Origin of the sequence: Pedobacter duraquae (genome assembly GCF_004362245.1) — a bacterium.
In the GTDB taxonomy this organism is placed as follows: domain Bacteria; phylum Bacteroidota; class Bacteroidia; order Sphingobacteriales; family Sphingobacteriaceae; genus Pedobacter; species Pedobacter duraquae.
Map to the genome: position 1 here is coordinate 157,909 of NZ_SNWM01000001.1, position 15,918 is coordinate 173,826.

Consider the following 15,918-nt stretch of genomic DNA (forward strand, 5'->3'; position numbering starts at 1 on the left):
ACTTTTTTTAAATTTCATGCTCGTTTATATTAATTAAAATAAATTAACCGGACCAATTAGCCCGATCGATTGGAGTGGTTGTTCTTTTCTCTTACTATTATTTGCCCAGTATTGCGCAGTTGTATTTTTTGTCAGGGATTTCATGTAGTTCAGCATAACGCTGGTCACTTTAACTTCCAGCATATTTGGGCCTTTCCTAAGCACATTTCCCAAGGAGAATGCGGACCGTCCATACCATCTTGTTCCCAGGTTTTGGCCATTAATAATAACTTCTGCAATACCAAAGACCTTTCCTAAATCGATATAATTGATTATCGATGGGTCTGTTATTTGAATAGTTGATTTGTAAGAAACAGTGCCTGAGAAGCTGGCAAATCCGGGCATATCCTTTACATCGCTCAACGTGGAAATTTCGGCAGTTTTGACCGATCCATTCATGTGGTTGAAAGCAAGCTTCCAATTTGTTTTGAGTGGATTTGAATCGGCTGCAACTTCAGGCACAGGCTTCCACGTTTCACCTTTGCGCTCCTGGTCAAACACAATAATGCGTGAATCAGCGGGAGATAGTTTCAGCTTTAAAACCCCGTCTTTGAGGTTGAGTTTAAACCGGTCTCCGCTTGCTGCATCCCAAATCCAGGCTTGTTTTTTTGCTGTTACGGCAGCCAGGAATGTGGCATCTAAATCAATGCTAAGATGTGCACTTGCGTTGTTAAACAAAAATATTTCCGCATCGGGTTTCTGATATCTGATCTGTGTTACAAAAGTATTTGGTTGCGCAATCTTAACATAAGGTGTGATCCCATATTTTTCCTGGATACTTTGGTACCAGCCTTTAAAATCCGAGGTAGGTTTTGGCAAGAGTACAAACTGTTTTGGATACTGCTTGAGTTTATTTAACCAATCTTGTACTTCAGCGTCTTTTTTCTCGTGGTTAAACCAGCCTAATGAATGCGTAGGATACTTTTCTATGCAGAAAATACGGCCGCCAGCCTTAACAAAATCATATAGTTTTTTTGCCGTTTGTGGCAACACGCTTTTCACTTCAATTAAGAACAATGTATGATATTTTCTGGATCCATAGCTCATCCAGCCTTCTTTAAAGGTAGCATCAGCGATAACCTGCTCTGACACATAATCGCAGGCATTTCCATTCTGATGGATTGATTCCCATACCAGTGCCTGGTAAGCAGGTGTAACACGCGAAGGAAAAGGCTCCATCTGTGCACCATATTCAGCCCACATATCACCAGTAGGCGCCATGATTGCAATATCTGCAAAGAAAGTTGCCTGCTGCAATAAGGCTGATTGCCTGGCCCGATAATCTGTATAGTGTTTAAAATAAGGCCAGACGGTATTCTGTTCATTAAAATACCCACCATAGGTAATCCATCCAGGAAAAGCCGCTGCTTTTGGGGAGTAATTAAATCCATGAAAAATAGGATGTGTAACACCCGATATCGTACTCTGATCACCGGCAATTTTAAAGAGCTCCAGCGATTCATTAAATACCATATCGGTATTGGTAAGCTCCTCAGAGCTGATAAGTTTTTTACCTTTTAAGTGGGCAGCGGAGGAAACATACTTGTTAATCATGGTGTTACCTCGACCAAGGTGCCACGGATATTTCATAAATTCGGATTCTGGGATCTCCTCTCCTATGCCATATTTCATCCAGGTTTCACCCTCTGGAATATCCATACCAAAAGTCCCTTCAAGCGGAAAATGCCCTCTTCCATAGGCCTGAGCCCTGGATTTAATCTTATTATCTGTACACCATTTGATAAAGGTGTTCGAAAAACGTTCCCTAAACAGCTCTGCCTTTGTATATTCAAAGTCGTACCGCATGCGGTTAAGCATCTGCTCGATATCAGGACTTACTTTAACACCGTAGTTCAAGTCGGTCGTATTTCCCATCCTGCCGGTCTTAAACAGGATGAAAGGGAGATAAGGATAAATATCATAGCCTCTGCGTTTTTGAAACTCTGTCATCATGTCGACAGTCCAGTTTGCACCTTCCATTTCGAGACTGTCGACAAAAAACGAGCGGATATCTGGCGATAGCGGCCCTATTCTTTTCTGTATGGTATCGGTAATTGTATTTAGATATTTCTTAACTGCATTTTCGTTATAGTGGTTAAGCACCGGGCCTATACCACCTGGTGCCCCCTGTATGACACGCATAAAGCCATCTATTTTCACAAGCGCATATATGGCAAACTTCCCTTTAGGTAAAGTAATTTTTGCTGTTCCTTCCGACACCTCTTGTGTGATTGTATTCACCTGATTCATATTTACTAAGGAATCGGGAACGATTTTGAGTTCGAGTAACTCCATTTTACGACCGGTATACGGACTTAGTGTTGCAGGATCTGCTTCTTTAAACAGGTCGAAGAGGGAGATTTCGGTCGTCATTGGCCCTTGTAGTTTTTTAACTCCTACAACTACAACTTGTGCACGTTCATCGCCAGTCAAAAAGGGCGCCCCAAATGGGAATCCAGTACCAGCAAGTAAATCACAGGTCATACCCAACTTTTTGGCTTCTACAAGCGTAAACTTTAACAGGTCTACCCATTCGTCAGTCAGCCATTCTACCGCCGGGATATCCATATCATCGGTATCCGATGGAAAAGAAATGGGATTAATTTCTACCCCACCTATTCCCGCGGCCTTCAGCAGTTTCAGCTCCCTGAGCAATTCAGTTTTTTCTATTTTATTACCATTCCACCACCAACGTACAAAGGGACGGTAGCCCATTGCCGGATCTTTAAACAGTTTGTACAGATCGTCTTCAGAAATCTCGATCAGGGTATTCGCTACAGATTTGGTAAATGCATTGCTGCTGAACGTAAAAAAACTGGCAGCAGAAAAAATGGCGCTCTGTCGTAAAAATGTTTTCCTTTTCATATTATTAATCAGCTATAGCTTTACCCAAAACCTAGATATTAATTTTAGCACTACTCTGCTCGTCCAGAAAAAGTACTGCGCGATCATGAGCCCTCAATAAAGTGGATGGAAAATTATCACTAATTTCTTCATTCAGGGTATGGAATATGGCATCGGCCTTTTTCTCCGAGGGAACGGTACAAAAAGCATACGGCGCTTTCAACAAGGCCGGGAGCGTTAAAGTAAGTGCATATGTGGGTACTTCATCAATCTTGGCAAAGCAGCCATCGTTAATTTGTTGTATGCGGCATGCCTGGTCCAGGTCCACCCGTTTAACGAGATACGGATCATTTGCATCGGCAACATGAGGATCGTTAAATGCAAGATGTGTATTTTCGCCAATACCAAGACATACGATATCTGTTGGAAACTGGCGCAAGAGCACAGAATACCTTTCACATTCTGCGATATAGTCCACTCCTTCTCCATTGATGTAATTTATAGAATTGAAAGGGGCCAGATCGAACAAGCGTGTTTTAATAAAATTACCGAAGCCTTGTGGGGCATCAGCAGGCAAACCTAAATACTCGTCCATGTGGAAAGCATTAACTTTGGTCCAATCTACTTCTTTTTGTAAAAGAGACTCAAAAAATTCATTCTGGGATGGTGCGGCGCCAAATATAATATTAACAAATGGCTGCTTGGCTAGCAGATCATTGATACAATTGCTTACTGCAGTAGCTACTGCATCTCCCATCAGCTTTCTGGTTTCAAAAATCTTTACTGTTAATTTGTCTTTTATAAATGTCTTCATCTTTATTTTAATTAGGCAAAATCAGTGGACGTATAAACTACAGTTCCTTTGATCATGGTGATTTTAATGTTAATGTTATCGTCGAAAATCAATATATCTGCATCTTTTCCGGCAGCAAGGGATCCCTTTTCGGATTCTACACCCATCATAGTTGCGGGGGATTTGCTTAACATCCTGACCGCTTCCACTAAGGGGATATCAGCCATCCGCACCATGGTACGTATCAGGCGGTCGGCAGTGGCTACGCTTCCCGCAAAGGAAGACCTATCAGCCATAATTGCTACGCCATTTTCTATAATCACCTTAAGACCAGTGTCTTTATTTCCTAATACGCTTTCCCCTTCGGGCATTCCGGCGCCACGCATAGCATCCGTAATGAGTGCAATACGGTCTGGCCCTTTGATTTTGTAAACTAGCTTCAACAAAGGTGGCGGCAAGTGAATTCCATCGGCAATGATCTCAACATCCATTGCGTCAATGAGAAAAGCACTTTCTATCACACCAGCATAGCGATAGGTATTTCGGCGGGTTACTCCCGACATTGCTGAATAGAGATGTGTGGCAAGGCTGTACCCATTTTCCACAGCTTCCAATACTTCTTCATAGATGGCATCGGTGTGTGCGATAGCAGCAATAATTCCATTTGCCCTGAGGTATTTCCCCATTTCTATAGCGCCAGGCAGCTCTGGTGCAACACTCCAACGTTTAATTACATCGGCTCCATACGCTATAATCTCCCGATATTCTTCTACATCCGGATTTCTGATATACCTGGGGTCCTGGGCGCCACTCTGGCTCAGTGCGAAATATGGTCCCTCCAAGTGCATCCCTATAAATTGGGCGCCCTTGATATTTTTACTATTTGCACTTCTATAGAGGTCTACTGCCTTGAGCAAATCCTCGCGGGCACACGTTAAAGTTGTTGGCGCCATAGCAGTTGTTCCATACATGGCATGAACCTCAGCAATTTTCAAATAGGCTTCTTCCGTTCCATCCATGAAGTCGTGGCCACCTCCGCCATGGATATGGATATCTATAAATCCTGGCGAAACGTAATAGCCTTTGGCGTCTATCACCTCATATCCAGGGGCTGCGATATCTTTCTCGCTAATTAGTTCTATATGATCTCCGCTGATCAATACCGTACCATTTGTAATGATCCGATAAGGGGTTATAATATTCCCATTAATAATTTTAATTTTTCTCATAGGTATCTTTTTGCAATCTCCAATTAAGTTTAGCACTTAGCTTGTTCTAATTTATCTGATTTAAAAATTCGTTCAAATGTCAGGGCTCCAAAAAACTTAGGCAGGTGAAAATCTGGTGTTGCAGCATGGATCATATTCCAGCTGTAAAAGTGCGGTTGGGGCAAATCGTCCCCACATTTAAAAAAATTTCCCTGAGCTGTCTGATTGCTAAACGTCTTTAAATCACTGTGCAAAAACACGGCGATCGGAATAATCAATGTAATTTCCCAGGTATAAGGAGTCTCGTTCTTGTCCGGCACAGTCTTAATTTTGATATAGGTTTGAATTTTTTCCACAAGTTTTTTCGGGATGAAAGTCCTGTTGAGTCTTGCTGATCCGTAGGCGATCAAACCAACACCAATACAATTCATTTCAATATTATAATAGCTTTCTTCATTACCAAAAGACACAAAAAACTCCACACAATTGTCTTTGTGCACAGCTCCGTTTGTTTCGAAAGTTGCGACTTTGAGTGCTTCTTCAGTAACATTATATTTCAGCAATATGGCCTCACCAGTGTGAGCAATACTAAAACTTGCCTGGAGCTTATTGGTAAATTCCGGCCAGGGCTGATTGTCTATGGTATTTTCCGGCAACTTATCCAGCAGTATGGAGACTTGTTCAATGTCGCCAGCCGCCTTTCTGATGTCTAGGTATGGTACTAATAATTTTTTCATTAGGGATAATAGGAAACCCTGAAACAGCAGTTGCAAGCCTCAGGGTTTCGTTTATTAATAACCAGGATTTTGCGTCAACACAGCATCCTTATTCAAGTTGATCTCAGTTTGTGGAATTGGCAGTAGCATATTGAATGGCTTTATTGTTGAGTTTTCCAGGAAGTTCAATTTCTGAACCCTGCTCAACAGCGTACCTGTCCGTACTAAGGTCATCCTTCTGTTTTCCTCACCAATCAATTCCCGTACCCGTTCATCAAGGATAAAGTCCAGGGTAATATCGGCAGCTGTAACCTGTGCTGCATTTGCCCTGGTTCTCAACTTATTAATGCTGGCAGCAGCACCGTTGAGGTTACCTTGCTTAAATTGGGCTTCAGCGAGCAGTAGATAAGTTTCGCCAAGCCGCATCATGATCAAGTCTTTGAAAGATCCGTTTCCAGTTACATCAGTGTCAATAAAATGGTTCCATTTTGTTGTAAAAGGGACAATTTTATATAATGTATCTGCTGCTGCTGGCACTACTTTTTTACCAAAGTTTGCTGATTTAGGATCATTGTAATAGAATTCCCTGTGCAGGTTATATTTGGAGTTGCGCATATCGGCTGTTTTGTACAGGTTTTTGATTACCCACGGGCTCAGGCGTAAACGGCCGATCCCGCGTCCTCCAAGGGAGTCACAAATAACCATACCTGCCACATTAGAATAAAAAGGTACCCATACCCTGCGGTGCTGATCAAGACTAGACGCACCGCCGGCGATGTTGTATTCCAGTTCCTGTACCCAGATAGCTTCGGTATTACCCTGACGGCGACGTTGATTACCATAGATGAACATGTCCGCAAAGGCATCCCCGGCTTCAGCTTTTTTAACACCATACCGCGCCTCAACCAATGAAAACTTATTGCTAGAGATAATAGCCTGACTTTGTTGTTCTGCTAGGTCATTTTTACCTTGGCGTAAGTAAACCTCCGAAAACAGCTGTTGGGCAGCTTCTTTACTGATACGACCTGGTTTAGATACTGCATCTATAGCAGGCAGATTTGCGGTGGCATAAATAAGGTCGTCGTTGATAAACTTATTCAGGTCTGCTAAAGGTGTGCGGGTAAAATCCGTTTTAGGTGCATCCAAAGGTTTATCGATTAACGGAACCTCTCCCCAAAGCGTAACGAGGAAATTATAAGCATAAGCCCTGTAAAATCTAGCCTCGGCAGTGTAAAGCTTGCGTTGTGCTTCAGTAAGTACCGCTGTAGGGTCTGATGATCCCCTCAGGATTTCGTTTGAGTTTGTGATTACTTTGTATGCCCAGGTCCAATAAGATACCGCTGCAGCGTCCTGTGAACCGAGAATCGAATAGTTGTGGTAAGGAATGGATTCGCCGTTCTCCTGACCGCCAATAGCGACATCGGTTCCTACTTGAAATATGCAAAGCAAGGATTGCGTCACCTGCATAGTATATTGTTCTCTGACAGAAGCCTGAAGACCTGCAATTCCAGCTTCCAGACCAGCAACATTTTTGAATGTGCTGGCTGGCGAATAATTGGAGTCAGATTTCTCGTCTAGAAAACTCTTTTTACAAGAGTACAGACTGAGGGCTGTAACTGCTATGAATGATAGAAAAATGAGCTTTTTCATAATTTTAAATTTTAAGAATTAACGTAATGTGATATTTAAGCCTGCTACAACAGTGGAAACTAAAGGATAGATACCGTAACTTAAGTTGGCATTGGCGGCTCCCGATTGGGTACCATTTACGCTCAATTCAGGATCAGTTCCAATCCAATCGGTAACGGTGAATAGGTTACGTGCACTGATAAACGCTGTTAAGCTCCCGATCTTCAATTTCTCTGCATTTTTAGAAGACAGGTTATAACTGAAAGTAACATCCTTTAATCTTAAATAGCTTTGTTTTGTTGGATAAGCGTACAATCGTGGATTTGTGAAGGCCAGTGAAGGTTGTGTATTGCTTTTATTTTCTTCTGTCCAATAACCTACCTCTTTAGGGGTATTTACACGGCCACCATAATTCTGCAGATTTAATAACGGATTGTTGATCAAAGATCCCTGAGCAGTTTGCACAAATACACTAAGGCCGAAATTTTTGTACCTGAAATTATTGATCATACCACCAGTCCATTTTGGCAAACTACTTCCCAGATAAACTTTATCTGCTTCAGTAATCTTTTTATCACCGTTGATATCCGCAAACTTCAGATCGCCCGGCTTAGCACCCGGATCTACTAACGAAGGATCTTCTCCCGTTTGCCAGATACCTTCCAGCTTATAGTCGAATACGGCATACAATGATTTCCCAATGAACCACTTATTACCTATATCATCCAGGTTATCACCATATAACGAAACGATCTTGTTTCTACTGGCGGCAAAGTTGAAGTTTGTAGACCAAGTAAAATCGGCTTTCTTGATGTTAACGGTATTTAAAGTAACCTCAATACCCTTGTTAGAAACGCTTCCCAGGTTATCGAACACACTTGAATAACCTGTTAAAGCAGGCAACTTACGTCTTAATAAAACGTCGCTCGTTTTAGTTTTATATACCTCTACGGTACCTGTAATCCTGCTGTTGAATAAAGCATAATCTACAGCAAGATTGGTACCTGTGGTACTCTCCCAATTGAGATTGATATTACCCAATACACCATTAGCATTTAACGAACTGGATACTAAGCCTACCGCCGTTACCCCGCTATAGATATATTTCGTTACCCCTTGTGTTGTTAGAGTTTGGTAGACACCAACAGCCTGGTTACCAGAAGTTCCATAAGACGCTCTCAGTTTAATATTATCAATCTGTTTTACGTCTTTCAGGAAATCTTCGCTTGATAGATTCCATCCGATTGCAACTGAAGGAAATACACCATATTTGCTTGTTCCTGACCCGAAAGCAGAATAACCATCTCTCCTAACTGTACCTGTGATCAGATATTTACTTTTATAAGCGTAGTTTAAGCGGCCCATCTGCGAAATCAGGGCCTCCCTACTATAAAATGAAGTTGCCTCCACCACACCTGCAGCACTGATGTTATTGAATGAGAGATCGTCGTTTACAAACGTACTTCCTTTAATACCGGTCGATGTAAACTTCTTTTCCTGAGCACTATATAAGGCTGTTAGATCAATATGATGATCTTTCCAGTCCTTGTTGTAAGTCAGGATATTTTCAACAAGCCAACTCTCAGTTTCTGTTTTGTTCACGATAGCTGTTCCACCTAGTGTATTACCCGTATTTACGCCAGCATATGAATCGTAACGCGTAGGCAGGAAAGTATAATTAGCATTTACACGATAAGTAAGCCCCTTAACAAAAAGCGGTTTAATTTCTGCATAAGCTGTACCATTCAAGTTTTTGTTACGATCATTAATATCCATATTTAAACCCAGCAATGGGTTTTTGAATAGAGTTTCACCAAACATCGGAAAGATAGTATAGTCACCATTTTCTTCACGCATTCGTCCATAGGGACTCATCTGCAGGGCACTACTGTAATTCACTGTACCGCCGTCCTGGTTATTATTTGCAAAGAACAATGAAGTACCGACGGTTAACCACTTGGTCACCGTTGCATCCAGGTTGGAACGTAGGGAAGCCCTGTTGTACTGGTATCCCTTGAGTACACCCTTTTGTTTTTGATAGGCACCTGAAATAAAATATTTAATCTTTTCTGCACCTCCAGAGATGCTTAGGTTATGATCCTGAATAAATCCCGTTTGAGAGATTTCTTTTAGCCAGTCTACTGTGGTGCCGGAATTATAATTGGGAATTTCATATTGATTTGGTACCGGCGGGTTGTTTGCTGCCTGCCCTCTTTGCTTGGAATAATCCAGATACTTCTGAACATATTCAGGGCCACTCAGCGGGTTCAAGTTTTTATTCTGAAACTCGGGTCCGCCGTAAGCGCTATACCTGATTGTAGGCTCGCCTGTTTTACCGCGTTTTGTAGTAATCAGGATAACTCCACTGGATCCACGCGTACCGTAGATAGCGACAGCCGAAGCGTCCTTCAGGATTTCGATAGAAGCAATATCATTTGGGTTAATATCATTTAACGAACCTCCAAGGTTGCTGAACGGTACACCGTCGATAACCAATAAAGGCGATGTACCCGCATTAATCGAATTAACACCCCTGATTAAAACTGATGGTGAGCTTCCCGGAACAGAAGAGCTTTGTGAAATGTTCAGTCCGGCAGTAGTACCCGCAATTGCCTGGAGAACATTCGTGACAGGCAGGGAAGATAGACGTTCTTTAGGTACTGATGACACTGATCCTGTAATATCAGAACGTTTTTGCGTTCCATAACCTACAATGACCACTTCATTCATCTGGTATTTGGCAGCATCTACCAGCATGGTAACAGTCAGCGTTTTTCTGTTTTCAACATTGAGCTCTTTTGCAAGGTATCCCATATAGGTAAATACCAGCGTTGCTCCTTCCGGAGTACTAATTTGAAATTCGCCATCTGCATTGGTTGAAGTACGGATGTTAGTTCCTTTTACCGAAACTGTAGCGCCAATTAAAGGTTCTCCGGTATCGTTCTTTACCGTTCCTTTAATTTGGATATCTTTAGCTTGAGCTGGCATTTCAGCACCGCCTTTTGAAATTGAATTTATTTCAATGTTTTTGACTTCTATGTTCTTACTGAAAATGCGCGTTGCTGCATTTGCGTTTACAGATAGCATCAAGACAGAAGCACATAGCAGTGTTTGTTTTGACCTAAAGACCCTGTAAAAATCAAGAAAAGAAGAATCGTTGAGTAATCGTTTTTTTTTCATTCTTTAGCGGTTATTTTTTAAATAATTTTCGGGATTCTAATTCTTCCCGATGGAACATTTAGCGAAGAATAAGCTCAGCCCTGGGCTAGCTTTATTTTGCGAAAAAGTTAATTTTTTGTAGAATTTCTTGTCATGCTTTGGTTTGGTTTAGACACTATTTGGGCTTTGGTTAGTTAGAAACGAGATATGAAGTACTCAATGAATATTACTCAACTGACTGAATAACTTAGTGTTGTGTTGTTTTTCCCCTGGACCACCAGTATTTGATCAGATGTCCGTAAAATGCGTAAAACACAAGGTAGAGATAGAGCGGAAACAGGATCCAGTAGGCACTTCTTACAGAGTACAAATCTGCTACATACCCATAGATAAGCGGAAAAATAGCACTTCCACAAAGGGCCATTATGAGGACTGATGAACCGATTTTCGTGAAACGACCGAGATTTTTAAGTGCAAGTGGCCAGATACCGGCCCAAACCAGTGAATTGGCCAGTCCCAGCATCACAATAAACCAGATAGAAATATGTATAGTGTGACCAAATATAGTGTAAACACCATTTGTATAAATAATAAGAAGCGTTAAGATTGCACCCATTAACGTACAGATTCGCAACACATTAACCTGGGAAATAAATCTGGGAATTAGTATAATTCCCGATCCATACCCTAAAATAGTAGCGAATAGTGTATAGGATGGAAAGACCTTGGCTTCCATAATCGGCATACCCAGCGAATTGGCGTAGCCGATGATGGTATCTATAGAAAGTACTTGAGTACCAACATGACAAAATATCGCTACAACACCCAAAATCAAATGTGGGAAATCAAAAAGATTCTTTTTATCTGCATTAAGCGATAACAATGTTTCATCCTCTTGCTCCGTATTAATATCTGGCAGTGGCGAAAAACGAATTAATATACCTAGGATCGTAAGTACGCAACCCAGAATTCCATAAGGAAGGATGACGCGTCTAACTAATTCATCCAAGGCCTCGCTTCTTTGAAAAGCATCCATTAAAGGCAGTTGCTTCAACATTTCGTTATCAGCAACTTTAAAAATCACTGACGCAAAAATCAGCGGCGCCAAAATTCCTGCAGCTTTATTACAGATCCCCATAAAACTGATCCGCTTGGCTGCTTTTTCATTTGGCCCCAGAATCGTGATATAAGGATTAGCTGCGGTTTGAAGAATGGCCAGGCCGGATCCTATCGTAAATAATCCCAAGAGAAAAATTTCATATGTTCTGGTTAAAGCGGCTGGAATAAAGATAAAAACCCCTAAGGCCATCACCCATAATCCGTACATGATCCCTTTTTTAAACCCTACCCATTTTAAGAAGTAAGATGCAGGTAACGACATCACGAAATAAGAGATATAAAAAGCAAAAGCAACCAGATAAGACTGAAAATTACTCAGCTCGCAAGCGATCTTAAAGTAAGGGATCAGGATCGCATTTATCCAGGTGATGAAGCCAAACACAAAAAACAGTCCACCCAGGATAAACATCGATATTAATGTCTGTCTTGATGTAAGGGAGTTTACTTGTACTGATCCCGCGGGAACGTTTTCTTGTTTAGTCGACATCTTATTAAATCATTTATAAACAGTGCTTTGAAATTAACGTTAACGTACCCGTAAATAAGTCAAAAAAAATCAACTTGATTTTTTCCTAAATTACACCAATTCCAACTACTCCCCTATTATTTTCTCTTTTTGACTGGATACGCCGAAAACGTTAACGTACACGAATATATAAACTTTTATTTAAAACAAGTATTCTTTATGTTTTATTTGAGTTAAAAATTTGATGAAATGTTCCATGTGGCAGCCAGTAAATAATTTACTATTAGATTGATTGGTGATTAATGAATAACTATTTTGGACAGATGAAAAAGATAGCGATCGTTGTATTTATAGTATTAAATATAGGATGTACTCAAAAAAGGGAGCCTGATGGTTCAATAGCGGTTGACGATTCTATAACCAACAACACTCCTATCCTCTCGTTTTTTGTTCAAAATAGTTTTCCTCATGATTCTTCCCTTTTCACAGAGGGTTTATTCATTAAAGACGGATTGATGTATGAGAGTACAGGGGCTCCCGTTGAATTTCCAGACACCAGATCCGAAATTGGCCTGATAGATCTAAAAACTGGAAAGTTTAGTCCGAAAATCGAAATCGACAGAAAAATATATTTTGGTGAAGGCATCGCGATGTTAAATAATAAGCTATATCAGCTCACTTATAAGAACCAGCAGGGTTTTATCTATGATGCGAAGAGTTATCAGAGGCTCCGTGATTTTAAATATGCCAACGCCGAAGGTTGGGGTCTGACTACCGACGGAAAATCCTTGATTATGAGCGATGGCACGGCAAATTTGACCTGGATCGACCCAAACACATTAAAACCGTTAAAGACTTTACAAGTTACAGAACGTGGTGTAGCGCTAAGCCAAATCAATGAACTTGAATATGCTCATGATCTCATTTACGCTAATGTATGGCAGACAAATTATATTGTACAAATTGATCCTAAAAACGGTCAGGTACTTGGTAAAATGGATTTGAGCAGCGTTGTTGCGGAACAATTGAAAGACAACCCCGATGCTCAGGAACTTAACGGGATTGCCTTTGATACAGATAAGCACAAATTTTATATTACTGGCAAAATGTGGTCTAAAGTCTACGAATTAGACTTCCCTGGCTTAAAAGCCAAAGATTGATTCTTTGCCACCAACTTTACCGCCGAAATTCTGAATGTTGTAGGTCATAGTCAACATGCCATAACGTCCGATATTATTGCTTTGCGTATCTCTGATAGAGTTACCCGATACAGATACATATCTTGCGATGTTACTGTTTAAAATATCATTGACAGAGAATTTAAGTTGGGCTCTGTCATTCTTTAGAAAAAGATAAGTAATACCTGCATTCCACATCTTTATAGAATTGTTGTAACCGGCAATTTTCTGACTGTTCATGCTAAGGTTGTAGGTAGTTTCGAAAACGAGCTTTTTAATTGATCTGAGCACAATCTCCGAAGAGCTAAATTGTGTGGTGTAACGTCGATCGGCGAAGTAATCATCTTCGTAACTGGTATTCGAGAATTGCATGTTATAGTTTTGATTGAGCTCCAGCTTATCATTCAGGTTAATCCTGACACCAACACGCGGACCGATTCCAAAAGTCTTAGAATGACTTGTCAACCCATTTACTTGCAGAACATTATCATTATATCCTGTATTATAACCGCCATTAATAGTGAACTGCTTACCCATACCTTTGATCGTTTTACTCAGCGTTCCGGAGCTGTTGATTGCCCATACGCCATCCACGTTAATAGGTGTATTAGTTTGTACGCCATTAGTGCTGATCACCCTCGACATGATTACCGCATTGTTCTTGATGTTGCTACTTAAGTTGATGTTGTAATTGATAGCCGATTTAACCAGGAACTTATTAGCAGATAAATTATAAAATTGAGTGCTGGTTGGTTGTAGGTAGATATTGCCATTTTGCACAAATAATGGATCCGTGTTGTTGGCTACCGGCTGAATATACTGTACATCTGTTTCCGTTTTATTTGCACTATAAGAAAAGTTCAGGGCATGATACCGGATTGTCAAAGCAGGATACACAAAATTGAAACTTTGTTTAAATGATGGATAAGAACTAAATGAATTTTTGAAATTAACATTTCCGTATGATATTCCCGGCTGTATGCTAAGGTCTGTTGTCGGTGCCCAACGTAGTTGTGCCCGCGCATTACTTTTGGTTCCACTTTGGGTTACAGTTTGTGATAGCGTGGGCACCACAATATCATACTCCAAATCATCTGGATTTCTAAAAAACGTTGAAAGGGCACTTTCTTTATTAATGAAATTAGAATTAAATGTAAGTGTCAGGTTTAGTTTTTTACTCAATGGTTCTGTGTAGTTTCCTGAGCCAAACAAGTCATTGTTGCGTATGGCATTGTTTCTAAGCTGGTCGATACTATTTACCGAAGCAGGGTTATAGAACATGTTGACTGAATAATTGAAATTATCTTCGAGATTGGTTGTTCTTGTCTCATACATACTCAAGTTCAGTACCCTGCCCCGTTTTCTGAAATTTTTGAATAGGTACACGTTGAGCGTATATTCATTCGCATCCCCGCTTTTGCTATTGCTAACCATCGATTCATTCAGCAACGTATTGGTATGATCAGTACTTGCCTTATTCTGCAGCCCAGTAAAACGGCTCGGACTTAATACAACATTGGGTTGTACAGTTACTGTAGTTAATGAATCTATCTTCCAGACCATTTTACCGCCTATGTTGTGGGTGATCTTCCGACTGTTGTTGTTTGTGTTGCTGCTTGTAATTAATCTGTTTTCGCCCAGGGTTTGGTTGTCATTCACCAATTGTTTTTCAAAATTGTTATCAAGTCCAACAAAGTACTTACCATTAACTGTTATACCCCCCTTAATCAGGGTATTGAAATTGGCTCCGCCACCGCTGGACCTGTGTACGCCACTACCTGTTGCACCGAAAGAAATTCCATCTAACAAAAATGCGTTGTTACCGCTATAGACGGTGATGGAATTAAAGCCTGCGCGACTAAATCCACCAATCCGGGAAACATCACCGATACTGAAACCAGGCTTATTAACGTTGTTGCTATAACCGATGAGGCTAACTTGTGTGGTATCACGGAACACATTCAGGATCGCACCACCTTCGTAGTACTTTTTATCACCCTTCCCACCATAGAGTTTGCCAAAGGCTCCCTGCTTAATTGCCTTTTTTAGCTTCAAGTTAATAACTTGGGGCATATTTGCTGCAATCAGGTCGGGATTCTGACGTTTTAGTTCTACATCGTCCATTACCTGTACTTTATCCACAATGTTGGAAGGTAAATTTTTTGAGGCGATCTGGGCATCACCGCCAAAGAATTCTTTGCCATCTACTAATAGTTTACTTACAGGCTTACCATTGTATTCCATTTGCCCATTTTCGCCAATCACTATACCAGGCAATTTTTTTAAGAGATCTTCTACTACAGCTGTTGGCAAAGTTTTAAAACTCTCTGCGTTAAATTCTATAGTGTCCTTGCGTACAATGATTGGCGGCCTTTCGGAGCGGACTACTACTTCCTCGAGGTCGTTGGCGCGACCGGATAAAAACAGCGTTCCTAGGTTGGCGGTGGGCGATGTTGGTGTGAGCATGATTTCTTGTCTTAAAACCTTAAACTGCCAGGCTGTGATAACCAACCGGTATTTAACGCCTATTTCCAGATTGCTAATCTTAAAACTTCCTTTTTCGTCTGATAACTTATAACCGTGCAAAACGGTATCCCCTACTTTATATACCGAAACCGTTGCATAAGTGAGCGTGTGTTTATGGTTGGCACTGTCTGCAAGTATGCCTGTAACACTCCCTGTTTTTTGTGCAAATGCTGCGAATGATAGGCAGGTTAACAAACAGATAAGACACCCTATGTTTTTGAGTTTGGAACAGTAGTAAGTT

9 protein-coding genes are annotated in these 15,918 nt (G+C 40.9%); 1 reads left to right on the forward strand and 8 read right to left on the reverse strand.

From position 1 onward, the window contains the following. Positions 1 to 33: 33 nt before the first annotated feature. The 7 genes from CLV32_RS00795 to CLV32_RS00825 all read right to left on the reverse strand — a co-directional run bounded on the left by CLV32_RS00795 (position 34) and on the right by CLV32_RS00825 (position 11,994). Positions 34 to 2,904, reverse strand: coding sequence for a glycosyl hydrolase (locus CLV32_RS00795; RefSeq protein WP_133551429.1), 2,871 nt, complete (start codon positions 2,902 to 2,904; stop codon positions 34 to 36). Between the two features lie 31 nt (positions 2,905 to 2,935). Next, positions 2,936 to 3,697: a 6-phosphogluconolactonase gene (locus tag CLV32_RS00800; RefSeq protein ID WP_133551431.1), complete on the reverse strand. Its 762-nt coding sequence runs from the start codon at positions 3,695 to 3,697 to the stop codon at positions 2,936 to 2,938. 11 nt (positions 3,698 to 3,708) lie between these two features. Further along, a complete protein-coding gene (gene nagA / locus CLV32_RS00805) occupies positions 3,709 to 4,905 on the reverse strand; it encodes an N-acetylglucosamine-6-phosphate deacetylase (protein ID WP_133551432.1) in 1,197 nt (398 codons plus the stop codon). A 29-nt stretch (positions 4,906 to 4,934) separates the two neighbouring features. Further along, a complete protein-coding gene (locus CLV32_RS00810) occupies positions 4,935 to 5,621 on the reverse strand; it encodes a carbohydrate-binding family 9-like protein (protein ID WP_133551434.1) in 687 nt (228 codons plus the stop codon). Between the two features lie 54 nt (positions 5,622 to 5,675). Then, entirely contained in the window at positions 5,676 to 7,250 is a 1,575-nt protein-coding gene (locus tag CLV32_RS00815; protein WP_133551436.1) for a RagB/SusD family nutrient uptake outer membrane protein, read from the reverse strand. Between the two features lie 18 nt (positions 7,251 to 7,268). Then, complete coding sequence (locus CLV32_RS00820; RefSeq protein ID WP_208110930.1) at positions 7,269 to 10,409, reverse strand: SusC/RagA family TonB-linked outer membrane protein; 3,141 nt, start codon at positions 10,407 to 10,409, stop codon at positions 7,269 to 7,271. A 226-nt stretch (positions 10,410 to 10,635) separates the two neighbouring features. Further along, the gene (locus CLV32_RS00825; RefSeq protein WP_133551438.1) at positions 10,636 to 11,994 is read right to left on the reverse strand and encodes a sugar MFS transporter; all 1,359 of its coding nucleotides are present in this window, start codon (positions 11,992 to 11,994) and stop codon (positions 10,636 to 10,638) included. Between the two features lie 302 nt (positions 11,995 to 12,296). On the opposite strand from CLV32_RS00825, the gene CLV32_RS00830 reads away from it, so the two are divergent. Next, positions 12,297 to 13,133, forward strand: a complete 837-nt coding sequence (locus CLV32_RS00830; protein WP_166641849.1) for a glutaminyl-peptide cyclotransferase — start codon at positions 12,297 to 12,299, stop codon at positions 13,131 to 13,133. On the opposite strand, the gene CLV32_RS00835 is transcribed toward CLV32_RS00830, so the two are convergent. After that, on the reverse strand, positions 13,116 to 15,872 hold the full coding sequence (locus tag CLV32_RS00835) for an outer membrane beta-barrel protein (RefSeq protein ID WP_166641850.1): 2,757 nt from the start codon (positions 15,870 to 15,872) through the stop codon (positions 13,116 to 13,118). The two genes, CLV32_RS00830 and CLV32_RS00835, sit on opposite strands and share 18 nt — an antisense overlap. Positions 15,873 to 15,918 lie beyond the last annotated feature (46 nt).

Excerpts from the sequence above, each read along its gene's own strand:
- CLV32_RS00795 (WP_133551429.1), bottom strand. The coding sequence starts at position 2,904 with ATGAAAAGGAAAACATTTTTACGACAGAGCGCCATTTTTTCTGCTGCC.
- CLV32_RS00800 (WP_133551431.1), bottom strand. The coding sequence starts at position 3,697 with ATGAAGACATTTATAAAAGACAAATTAACAGTAAAGATTTTTGAAACC.
- nagA (WP_133551432.1), bottom strand. The coding sequence starts at position 4,905 with ATGAGAAAAATTAAAATTATTAATGGGAATATTATAACCCCTTATCGG.
- CLV32_RS00810 (WP_133551434.1), bottom strand. The coding sequence starts at position 5,621 with ATGAAAAAATTATTAGTACCATACCTAGACATCAGAAAGGCGGCTGGC.
- CLV32_RS00815 (WP_133551436.1), bottom strand. The coding sequence starts at position 7,250 with ATGAAAAAGCTCATTTTTCTATCATTCATAGCAGTTACAGCCCTCAGT.
- CLV32_RS00820 (WP_208110930.1), bottom strand. The coding sequence starts at position 10,409 with ATGAAAAAAAAACGATTACTCAACGATTCTTCTTTTCTTGATTTTTAC.
- CLV32_RS00825 (WP_133551438.1), bottom strand. The coding sequence starts at position 11,994 with ATGTCGACTAAACAAGAAAACGTTCCCGCGGGATCAGTACAAGTAAAC.
- CLV32_RS00830 (WP_166641849.1), top strand. The coding sequence starts at position 12,297 with ATGAAAAAGATAGCGATCGTTGTATTTATAGTATTAAATATAGGATGT.